This is a genomic window from Paraglaciecola hydrolytica (assembly GCF_001565895.1).
Lineage (GTDB): Bacteria > Pseudomonadota > Gammaproteobacteria > Enterobacterales > Alteromonadaceae > Paraglaciecola > Paraglaciecola hydrolytica.
This window is the reverse complement of sequence record NZ_LSNE01000005.1, coordinates 156324-168079: the sequence shown is the minus strand read 5'-3', so window position 1 is coordinate 168079 and position 11756 is coordinate 156324. Positions and strand designations below refer to the sequence as shown.

General features: G+C 42.7%; 9 protein-coding genes. 7 read left to right on the top strand and 2 right to left on the bottom strand.

What is annotated here, in order from left to right:
* Positions 1-863: FG-GAP repeat domain-containing protein (locus AX660_RS08710; RefSeq protein WP_235594699.1), on the bottom strand; the 863-nt coding region annotated here is incomplete at its 3' end.
* A 156-nt stretch (positions 864-1019) separates the two neighbouring features.
* Here AX660_RS08710 and AX660_RS08705 point away from each other — a divergent pair.
* The 6 genes from AX660_RS08705 to AX660_RS08680 all read left to right on the top strand — a co-directional run bounded on the left by AX660_RS08705 (position 1020) and on the right by AX660_RS08680 (position 7770).
* Entirely contained in the window at positions 1020-1901 is an 882-nt protein-coding gene (locus AX660_RS08705; RefSeq protein WP_068375647.1) for a family 16 glycosylhydrolase, read from the top strand.
* Positions 1902-1915: 14 nt separating this feature from the next.
* Positions 1916-2854: a hypothetical protein gene (locus tag AX660_RS08700; protein ID WP_131811775.1), complete on the top strand. Its 939-nt coding sequence runs from the start codon at positions 1916-1918 to the stop codon at positions 2852-2854.
* Positions 2855-2890: 36 nt separating this feature from the next.
* Positions 2891-4666 (top strand): sulfatase-like hydrolase/transferase, encoded by a 1776-nt coding sequence (locus tag AX660_RS08695; protein WP_068375644.1) that lies wholly within the window; start codon positions 2891-2893, stop codon positions 4664-4666.
* A gap of 259 nt (positions 4667-4925) precedes the next feature.
* Positions 4926-5972 carry a sialic acid TRAP transporter substrate-binding protein SiaP gene (locus AX660_RS08690; RefSeq protein WP_082768818.1) on the top strand — a complete coding sequence of 349 codons (1047 nt, stop codon included), beginning with the start codon at positions 4926-4928 and terminating at the stop codon, positions 5970-5972.
* Positions 5947-6477, top strand: coding sequence for a TRAP transporter small permease (locus tag AX660_RS08685; RefSeq protein ID WP_068375641.1), 531 nt, complete (start codon positions 5947-5949; stop codon positions 6475-6477). Before AX660_RS08690 ends, AX660_RS08685 begins: the two co-directional genes overlap by 26 nt.
* A 12-nt stretch (positions 6478-6489) precedes the next feature.
* A complete protein-coding gene (locus AX660_RS08680) occupies positions 6490-7770 on the top strand; it encodes a TRAP transporter large permease (protein ID WP_068375639.1) in 1281 nt (426 codons plus the stop codon).
* A gap of 68 nt (positions 7771-7838) precedes the next feature.
* Here AX660_RS08680 and AX660_RS08675 read toward each other — a convergent pair whose 3' ends face one another.
* Complete coding sequence (locus AX660_RS08675) at positions 7839-8876, bottom strand: SMP-30/gluconolactonase/LRE family protein (RefSeq protein WP_235594698.1); 1038 nt, start codon at positions 8874-8876, stop codon at positions 7839-7841.
* Between the two features lie 294 nt (positions 8877-9170).
* On the opposite strand from AX660_RS08675, the gene AX660_RS08670 reads away from it, so the two are divergent.
* On the top strand, positions 9171-11441 hold the full coding sequence (locus tag AX660_RS08670; RefSeq protein WP_235594697.1) for an agarase: 2271 nt from the start codon (positions 9171-9173) through the stop codon (positions 11439-11441).
* Positions 11442-11756 lie beyond the last annotated feature (315 nt).

The window sequence follows — 11756 nt, the reverse complement described above, 5'->3', positions numbered from 1 at the left end:
CCAAGGCCTTCTTCATTAAACAAAAACAGATCAAGATCGCCATCTGAATCAAAATCACTCCAGCGCGCACCACGACCACGACCCCCTTTATCAATGCCCACGTCTCCAGTCATTAACACCAAAGTGCCATTGTCATTTTTATAAAAATTGGTTTTAGACGGATTAGTGCCATTACCACCACCTTGAGTCACCACTAAATCTAGATCACCGTCGTTATCGTAATCCCCCGCTGCGGTGCCATGTAAGTCATGCATAAACCAGCGTGACAAGTTTTTGTCGTGAGCCCTGACCGTGCCGTCGCCATTGTTCCAATATAATTTACTATCAGCTTGGTTATGGTTGTTAACGATAAAATCATAGTCACCGTCGTTATCCATATCAGCAATGGTAGGCCCGCCGTATTTAATCGAACTGACTTTATCTAGGCCTGCGGCGTGGGAAATGTCTTTAAATTCAGGAATAGTTAAGTCTTTAACATCTTCCACTTTAAAGCTGTTGAAGGTGACATTAGCCGCATTGGTTTTAAGTTTTAACTTAACCTCGCCTACTCGTGCAAAACGCACCAAGGCCGTTACTTCTTGCTTACCTTGTTTGGGCACATTGAGGTTATCAAGCAGTAGCTCATCATCAGCATAAATACTTACGCTGGCATAAGAGGCCGGATTATCAAGCTGCAAAATTAACTTTTTAGTCAGACTACCACTAACGTCATAACGTAGGGAGAGTGCTTGCGCGGGATCGACAGTTGTTGGCGCAAGTATAACTTCGGCTTGTTTACAACCAAGCAGGGTAAAACCACACAATAACACTAAGCATGGTCTTGTTAGTATTGACATTAGAGAGGGAGAATTTTTATTTTTCATAAACACAAACTTATTGGGGCAAGAGCCATTAAATAGGAATTAAGACTAACATTGAGACATATTAAGAACCTTATTGCAAACTGTTTATTGTTGACAATAATCAGTATTTGTATTAATTATACACGCCATTAACAAGCTCTTGGTTATGAATTAACAATGCTTAAACTTGCATTTTTACCCCTCAGTTTATTGGCTTCTCTATCCTTATTTGCAGCAGATTGGGATGACATTCCTGTCCCGGCAACATTACCCTCAGGTCAAACGTGGCAACTGCTACCTTTGTCCGATGATTTTAATTACAGCGCCGCGGCAGAGGGTAAAAGTGATGAATTTAAGCAGCGTTGGCATGAAGGTTATATCAACGCATGGACTGGCCCGAGCTGGACAGAGTGGCACCCATCACAATCTGCCGTTAGTGACGGCGTATTAAAACTTACGGCCAAACGTAAACCCGGTTCGTGGGATATTTACATGGGCAGCATAACGTCTAAACAAAGTGTGCACTATCCGCTGTTTTTAGAAATTCGCGCCAAGCTCAGTAATTCTGTGTTGGCCTCTGACTTTTGGTTGTTAAGTGAAGACTCTACCCAAGAAATTGATGTACTTGAGGCCTATGGCGGCGATCGCCCCGGTCATGAGTGGTTTGCGGAACGTTTACACCTCAGTCACCATGTTTTTGTACGTGAGCCCTTTCAAGATTACCAACCTAAATCAGATGATACTTGGTATCACACGGGCACTAAATGGCGCGACGATTACCATCGTATTGGTGTGTACTGGCGCGATCCTTGGCATCTTGAATATTATGTGGATGGCAAGTTAGTCAAAACCTCCAGCGGCAAAGAAGTAATAGATCCACTCGACTACACCAAGGGCACCGGCTTAAGCAAACCCATGCGTGTCATTATCAATATGGAAGACCAACAATGGCGCACCGAGCAAGGCCTTACACCCACTGACGAAGAACTTGCTGAGCGTGAAAAAGTCACTTACTCCATCGATTGGGTACGTTTTTATAAACCGGTAGACAGCAAATAAACTAAGGGGCTTTGATGTCTAGACTTTGCCAGCTAATAAACCACCTAACACTGTTGTGCTTAGTGTTTATCACTACCACCAGCCACGCTGATACTCGCCCTATATTCGATTTGCATAATGACACTTTAATTGCCCAGTTTGACATTAAAGGGGATTTAGACGACATCCATGCAATTGCCGCTTTAGGCAGTATGTTGGCCAGCGAAGAATTTCCAAGCCTAGCTGAGCGTACTTATGCGGTGCAAGGTAGTGTTGAAAGAGCCAGTGGCACACAATATCGTGTCCCTGCCCTAATGAACGCTGCATTTGGTAAACAAAACAAACAGTGGTACGACGCCCTAGCCAACTACGATGCTGCGGTAGTTGCCATTGCAGACAAGGTCTTACACGGGCTGCGGGCCAATAATAATCAAGACAAAGTATGGGTAATGGAAGCCGGACAATCGGCTTTCAGTCATGACTGGCTGCAAAAAATTATTCAAGATAATAATGGCATTAGTGCTCAAGATACCCGTGAGCGAGTGATAGTAGTACAACACAGTTGGTACAACGAAGAACAATCCAATCAACAAAAATTAGACTATCTCAAAAACCACAGTTACTACGTGGCCATTGACGATGGCAACTATATCTACGACGAAGAAGATGACCGAGGGCCTAACACCGCGCGTTTACAAGGCCGTCAAAGCGAAGACTCTTTCACACCGGGCGATGCTAAGTGGTTAAACGCGGCACGCAGTGATGATAACCAAAAACGCGTGGCCAAAAAGCTTTGGACAATGGCCGATGATTTTATTAAAGACCTACCCGCTATTCATGGCAAATTACACCAACAAGGTGGAACAGATTATTCAGATGTGGTCGAGGTGTTATGGATCTTGGGCTTGAACGACGAAATTGATACTAACAACAAATTCTGGCTACGCTTTGTCACCACAGTCGCGCTTCAATAACCCCCCTATGCAAAACAGAAAAAGAGTAAGCTAATAATGAAGTATTGGATAAAAGCGCTCACCTTAAGTGTGTATCTGACTTGCCTATTGGTCTTTGCGGCGGCCGCTAGTAAGCCTGATGAAAAAAACAATATTGTACTCATTCTCATTGACGATCTTAGTCACTATGGAATGGCCACTTACGGTTCTAACACCATACGTTTGATAAATTCACCCAACAACAATATTACTTTTGAAACACCTAATATCGATGCACTGGCGAGAGAAGGTGTACGCTTTGAGCACGTCTATAGTCATCCCTTGTGTGAGAACACCCGCGTTGCTCTGATGAGTGGCAAGCAAAATAATCGTAATTACCTTACACCCAAATCACTGCATCGTTCTGACATCACCTTTTCAGATGTATTTTCTCGTGCGGGCTACGTAACAGGGATGTTTGGCAAATGGAAGCAAACACGGGGCACCACTGAGATCACGGGCGAAGACTACATTGCAGAATTTGCTTGGGATGAATACACCGCATTTGATGTAGTGACTGAAGGTCAACGTTTTATCAACCCCAATCTCGTGAAAGACGGTCGTGTATTAAATTACAACCATCGCACGGACAATGACCCGGCCACCCAACGTCGATGGTATGCACCCGATATATTTAATCGTCAGGCCTTAGCCTTTATAGATAAAAATAAAGAGCAGCCATTTTTTCTCTATTACCCCATGGCTCTGGTGCATGATGATCATAAACCGACTCCAGATACCCTACCAAAATCTATTTTCGATAATTTTGATGAAGCGCCACATAATCGTGATGGACATCGAGGAGACGATCCTCAATATATTGGCGAAATGATTGAATACACCGACAAAATGATCGGCCGTATAATCAATAAGTTAAATCAACACAATTTGCGTGAAAATACCTTAGTGATCGTTATGTCTGACAACGGTACCAAACAAATTTTCGAGCATATATTACCTGATGGTAGCGTTTACCCCGGCGGTAAAGGCAGCAATGCCGATAACGGAATACATGTCGGTATGGTGTTCAACCAACCGGGTACGATTGACCCTAAATTAAACCATGGAAGCTATTCCGATTTGGTCTATGTTACCGATATTTTCCCGACCATGGCCGACGCCGTTGGTGTGAACATACCTAAAGAAGCACAACTCGATGGTCAGAGTTTTTGGCCACGTTTGATGGGGCAAAAAGCGCAGCCCAGACAACATATTTATAGTTGGTACATCGGCAATGCCATGTACGACGCCCCCATCAATCCTAATAAATCCGAGTTTGCCTTTAATCAATCTTACAAATACTACGCACCAAGTACTGCATTTCCAGACGGACGGTTTTTTGATTTAAAACAAGACTTGTTTGAGCAACAAGGGGAGCGTTACATTGAATTAAAATTTGGTGTGCGCCGTTACAGTGGACTACCCATTGCTTCATTAAACAAAGAACAGCACCAAGCCTATATTTATTTCGCTAAGGTCATCGCTGATAACCAAATAATACCAATCAAAAAGATTCAAATTCTGGCACCCAAAACAACATTGCAGCTAGGTGAACAAGTTGATTTAGATGCCCGGTTAGTGCCCGAAAATACCACCCGTAACGGCGTGATTTGGCATTCCAGCGATCCGAGTATTGTTAGTGTGAATAAGTTTGGTGAGATTAGCGCCCTACGTCCAGGAAAAGCCAGCATACATCTGTATTCATGGGACGATGCACGCCCGCTGGCTGATGCTCATTCGGCCAGTTTTTTGAAAACAGGAGTACAAGATAAAATAGATATTTGGGTCAAATAAGCAACCGAATCCACAACATTTAATTGTTACACAAAAATACTTATTTACTTATTATGATTATTTCCATGCATTTAAGCTGAGCCTCTCCAGCTGAAGGATATACGAAGAGCTCTATTACGTTGGCAAACCACAAGGAAAATTGATGCGTTGAGGGTATATTCATAAATTAAAGATTACCTCTAACTGAGGTATTTTTTACTTGATTTAAGTTACTCCACACCGCAACATAGTTAACAATATACATTTAACCATAAAACAAATGCCCAAGTTAAAAGGTATAAAGACGTTAGTTGGAAATAACACCAATCAGCCAATTCCTCGGTATTTTCGAGCACTTACGCTGTTAATTGCCCTCTTACTCGTACCCTTCTCAAGTCAAAGCGCTTTTGCAAAAGACAAGGTGCAACACTTAACGTGGGCACATGTTTATGAGCAGTCTGAACCTCTACATAAATGGGCATTATGGGCAGCAAATGAAATCAATATTAAATCCAATGGTCGATTTCAAATTGATGTGTTTCCAGCTTCTATTATGGGCAAGGAAGCAGAGCTCAATCAAAGTTTAACCTTAGGCATTGTTGATATTATTAATACCGGTACTAGCTTTGCGGGGCAAAACTATCCCCCCATGGCCCTTTCAGAATTACCTTATGTGTTCCGCGACTACCAGCATTGGCAAATGTTTAATAAAAGTGCGTTGTTTGACGAAATTAAACAAGGCTACCTTGAAAAAACGAGAGGTAATCGGGTTTTAGGCAATAGCTATTACGGACAACGTCATATCACGTCCAACAAACCTATTCACACCCCTTCAGACATGGTCAATTTAAAGTTAAGGGTGCCAAATGCTTCGATTTATAAAATGTTCCCCTTAGCGGTTGGTGCTAATCCAAGCCCCATTGCATTTTCAGAAACCTACTTGGCTCTGCAACAAGGTGTCGTCGACGCGCAAGAAAACCCATTGCCCACTATAAAAGCAAAAAAATTCTATGAAGTTCAAGCCTATATTAGTTTGACTGGTCATTTACAGGGCACGGTACTAACTGTTCTTGGCGATAGACTCTGGTCTAGCTTGTCAGTTCAAGACAGAACGCTATTTAGCGAGACCTTAGAGCAAGCGGCAGAGAATATATCAGCGGATACACGTATGGCCGAATTGGCATTAGTACAATGGTTTGAGGAACAAGGGATCACAGTGCTAATGGTAGATAGAAGCGAATTTCGAAAACAGGTTCTTCCGTCACACAAAGAGGTAATACATTTACTAGGAGCGGATTTATATGACCGATTGCAAAACATCAAATAACACAGAAGATGAGCAACCTAGTATTAGTCTAGCCGATTATAAATTTGAAGATTGGTTGGCATTTTTATTGTTTTGGGCATTAGCCATCACCGTTTTTTCACAATTTTTAAGTCGATATGTACTATCGAGTCCCTTGGGCTGGACAGAAGAATTAGCCCGCTATCAACTCGTTTGTCTTGGTTTTCTGGGAAGTTGTATAGGTATTAGACATAATTCGCATATTTTTGTGATGTTATTTCATCGATGGATGCCAATTACTTGGTCGCAACTCGTTTATAAAATAATAGCGGTTTGTAATCTGCTGATACTGATCCTTTTAGCCTACTTCGCATGGACAATCATCCCGCTAATTCATATTCATAAAATGGCTTCTTTAGATGTGTCAGTGAGTGTTTTATATGGCGCTATTTTCGGCAGTCTGCTGATCATGATAATACGTAGTGGACAACAAGTTCTTGTTCGCTTTTCAAACAGACTTGTTTCTTCGACAAAAAACTATGAATAGGCAGACACACTGATGATTGTCGCAATCTTACTCATTTCATTGATCCTAATGATTATATTAGGCTTTCCTGTTGCCTTAGCACTTATCGGTTCAGCACTATTGGCTATTGTTATCGATGGGCAAGTGCCAGAGTTAGTGGTTTTACATCGAATGGTAGGCGGTATGGATAGCTTCCCGCTACTGTCGATTCCTTTTTTTGTACTGGCTGGCGCTTTGATGAATTCCTCCGGTATTACCACAAGGATATTTGAATTTGCAAATGCACTTGTTGGCTGGATGCGCGGCGGTTTAGGTCACGTCAATATCAGCGCATCCATTATATTTGCTGGAATGTCTGGCGCCGCTGTTGCCGACGCAGGCGGACTTGGTGCTATAGAAGTAAAAGCAATGCGTGCCAAAGGCTACGACGCTGGGTTTTCAGTGGGCATTACCGCGGCGTCATCCACCATAGGCCCTATCATCCCCCCTAGCCTACCCATGATTATCTATGGCGTAATGGCGTCGACCTCCATTGGACAGTTGTTTGCTGCTGGTTTCATTCCTGGAATGTTGATGGCTTTGGCGCTGATGGCCATGGTTGCTTATTATGCTAAAAAGCGTAATTACCCAAAAGATGCAGCATTTAGCATTGTTCGTTTAGGCACTAGTTTTAAGGCCGCGTTTCTATCCTTGCTGACACCCGTCATTATCATAGGAGGCATATTGTTTGGTCTATTTACCGCAACGGAAGCGGCCATCGCTGCTACCGTTTATGCACTAATATTGGGTACTGTTGTTTATCGAACGTTAAGCATAAAAACATTGGTTAAAGTCAGTATGGAGACGATTGAAACCACTAGTATTATTTTATTGATTATTGCTGGAGCCTCAATATTTTCTTGGGTATTGACCACCCATCATGTCACCGAAGAATTTACCCAATGGATGTTAACGGTTACCGAGAACAAAACCCTTCTGTTGTTGATGATTACTTGTATTATATTTTTTGTAGGTTGTTTTATGGAAACAATCGCCGCAATTACCATTCTGACTCCAGTAATGTTACCAGTTGCGGTTAGCTTGGGAATAGATCCCGTACACTTCGGTGTGGTAATGGTACTAAACCTGATGATTGGATTACTTACTCCTCCGGTGGGCATGGTGTTATACGTGTTATCTAGAGTTACCGATGTGCCCTTTGAAGAATGTGCTAAAGCAACCATTCCATTTTTAATTCCACTGGTGGTGGTACTGCTGCTAGTGACTTTTATACCGCAATTATCTATGTGGCTACCCACTTTATTGTATCGCTAAACAAGCGATTAACCCCCACAAAAATCGGACTTACTGCAGAGAACAGGTGCATGGAAATTTATGGTCGTTTAACGCAACGGCACACTCAGCAAATAATCATCAGCGGTGATGTATAAGGTTTTCTCATCGGTAGTCAGGGTGCAATTAGAGCTTATTTGGCCGGTTCTAATTTTTGCCAGCACTTTACCTTCTTCACTAAACAACCATACACCGCCCGGTCCGGTGGCAAAAATCACGCCATTGGAATGCACGGCTAAGCCATCAGGTAGACCTTGTTCTCCTGGTTTGCCCACTAAACTAGTGGCATCAAAAAACACCCGTTTGTTTTGCAAACTACCATCGGCTTTAACATCGTAAGCTAACCACTGGGCTTGCTGACTATCTGATACCGCAACAATCAAGGTCTTTTCATCTTTTGTTAAGGCTATACCATTTGGAAAACTCACGGCATCATCAAGTAAAATAAGGCTTCCATCGGTTTTTAATAAATACACGCCTTGAAAGGCTAACTGCTTGCGCGTATCCCTCATGCCATTTTTTAAACCATAAGGTGGATCGGTGAAATACAAATTGCCATTGCTATGAAAGACTCCGTCGTTCGGGCTATTCAGGCGTTTTCCTTGATAGTCACTAGCCATACTAGAAAATTTGGCTAAGGGAGCATCCACAGCGGCATTCATGATGGCGACACGGCGATCTCCCTGTTGAAACAAGACCAACTCGCCCTTGTGATTCAGCAATAAACCATTAGAACCTTGGCCGTCATCCCCTGCCACCAATCCAGTTGCTCCCGCAGGTTTTAAATAAACCGAAGTACCGCTGTTGGGATCGTATTTTTGGATCACATTATTAGGAATATCCGAAAAAAGCAGATAAGCCCCCTCTTCTATCCACAATGGGCCTTCCGTCCAAGTATGCCCCTCACTACGAATACTCACTTTGGCTTGAGGATCAAGTAAAGTAAGCGCTTTGGCATCGAGTATTTCAATATGCGGACTGACCGTTTTACTGGTTTTAATATGTTCATCCGTTGCCGCATTAACACTCGTTAATAACAGCGGCAAAGTTGCTATCAAAGTTAAAAATATAATTCGCTGAAACCGCACGTTATTTCCTTTTAGTTGAGCTACAAGCCGGACGTTAATACCAACAAAACGACATAGATAGATGCACTTTGTTTAAATCATTACACATTATTAGTTGATTGTTAACAATTAAACATCTATTTTACATTCCACCATGAACCTTAATTTAACGTTGTCTTGTTTTACTGACATTTAGGCTAATTTTTAAAAGGTAATAATATGAATATCCCACCAGCTAAGGGTTATTTACTCTGCTCTTGTCTCACTCTATTGTTATGCACTGTACTGGGTTGTAACCAACAGGCAGGCACAAATATGCGACAAAACAGTGAGCCATTTTTATCAACTGTTGACAGTTTTGCCAAGCAACAAAGTCTCTTAACCTTCTATGACCCAAGTGATTTGCAACATCAACATGAGCTGATCTTGTCGGGCGCAAGCAGCGAAGTCATTTCGACAAATGGCGATGCCAAACTAGCGGTTGAATTTTCACCACTGCACAATATTTCAGAGCTACGCATTCAGCCTGCTCAACCTTGGAATCTATCCCCCTTTAAGCAAGCAAACTTAGCCTTAGATGTGGAAAATACCGGGGCAACCTCAATACAGATGTATCTGTCGATTGAAAACAATCAGGGTCAATCAAGACGTTATTCAGTGAGTTTGGCCAGTGATTTCAAAGGTACTGTGTATGTGCCTGTCTCTGGTAAGGAAGCAGATACCGATAGCGGCCTGTGGGGAGATGCTCCGCCATGGACAACTGAAGATAAAATGTTGGTGTGGCGTTCGTGGCGCAGTGCCGGCGTGGAACTCGAAACTATTGCTGCATTGAATTTTTTTACTATTGGAATTCTAGAGCCAAAAAGTGTGCAAATTGACAACATACGTTTACGTCAAAACCCACCTACTGATCCCAATTGGTTAGTAAATATCATTGATCAATATGGACAAAATGCCCGTCTAGACACGCCACTTAAAGTCCACAGTGATGAACAACTACAACAACTTGCCCAACAAGAGTTGCGCCAACTACAAGAATCTAGCGGTATGCCACACCGCTCTAAGTTTGGTGGTTACACCAACGCTCCAAGACGAGAGGCGACGGGTTATTTTCGCACTGAAAAAGTTAACGGCAAATGGTGGATGGTGGACCCAGAAGGTTATTTATTTTTCTCCCATGGCCCAGCCAATGTGCGGATGGCCAACATGAGTACCATTACTGGTATCGATTATCGCGATCCTAGTGTGCGCGTTAGGCATGTTGATGAACTCACGCCTGAAGACTCTATGGGCATTGTTGCTGTGTCAGACCAAGTGCGTGCCACGCGCTACGTCAGTTCTGAATTACGCCACAACATGTTTGAATGGTTACCCGAGTATAGTGATCCCCTTGCCGATCATTACAGCTACCGTCGTTCGACCCACAAAGGGCCGGTACCTCATGGTGAAACCTATAGTTTTTATCAAGCAAATTTAGAGCGCCGTTATGGTGAAACAGAAGCTAAGTCCTACTTAAAAAAATGGCAAGAAGTCACCATGCAACGTATGCATGACTGGGGCTTCACCTCCTTTGGTAACTGGGTTGACCCAGCATTTTACGCCGCTGACAAGGTCCCCTATTTTGCTAATGGTTGGATTATAGGCGACTACCAAACCTTATCCGGTGAAACCAATCACTGGGGATTGATGCCCGACCCCTTTGATCCAGTATTTGCCCAGCGCGCCAAGTCAACCATTGACGCCATCGCCAAAGATGTTAAGGCCTCTCCATGGTGCGTGGGTATCTTTATCGACAACGAAAAAAGCTGGGGTGAACGCGAAGGTTCAGTTAATGCCCGTTATGGCGTGATCCTTGATGCCTTATCAAAAAATAGTCAAACAAGTCCGGCCAAAGCCGCGTTTTCGGCTTACTTAAAACAAAAGTACAGCACCATCGAGCAGCTTAATAGTGCATGGAATAGTGATTTGAAAGACTGGCAAGCCCTCGACAATGGCGTCGTAATGACTGATTACTCAGCACAACATGTACAAGACTTATCCACTATGTTGGCCATGTTAGGAGAACAATACTTTCAAGTTGTACACGGTACCCTAGCAGAAGTACTACCTAAGCATTTATACATGGGTGCGCGAATGGCGAATTGGGGTATGCCTGATGAAATTATCACTGCGTCATTAAAATATTCAGATGTGCTGAGTTTCAATATTTACGAAGAAGGTATGCAGGAGCATTTCTGGCAGTTTTTAGAAAAAGCAGACTTGCCCGTTGTTATCGGTGAATTTCATATAGGTACCGCCACTGATTCAGGCATGTTTAACCCTGGGATTGTGCATGCGGCTAACCAAAGCGATAGAGCCAGAATGTACAAAGACTATATGCAAAGTGTATTGAGCAAGCCGTATATGGTGGGTGCTCATTGGTTTCAATATATTGATGAACCGATTTCAGGCAGAGCTTTTGACGGTGAAAACGCCAACATCGGTTTTGTCACCGCTGCTGACATCCCCTACCCTGAGTTGATCCAAGCGGTTAAAGAAGTGACATCGACTATGTACCAAAATCGTGTGGCAGAACAAGGACCATAATGTTTAGAATATGCTAATTTGTGGGTGGTTTACGACGCTGTTTTTTAGCATAGAAACCATCCATTTTTACTTTTAATAATGCTTAGTTAGCTTAGGTTTTCGACTTGTCTTAAACCTATTTTTTCTCAACGCTTTAACCTTTACTCTATATGTTTGAAGCAATGATGAACATGTACTTCAATGCGCCGAAATACCGATCACTGTCGTTTTAAAACACCAGTAATGGAAAATCAAACACACACAAAAAAATGGGTTTGTGCTAATAACTAGATGAGTGCCTGTCTTTTGGTATATGAGTGCGACTATGAATTACAA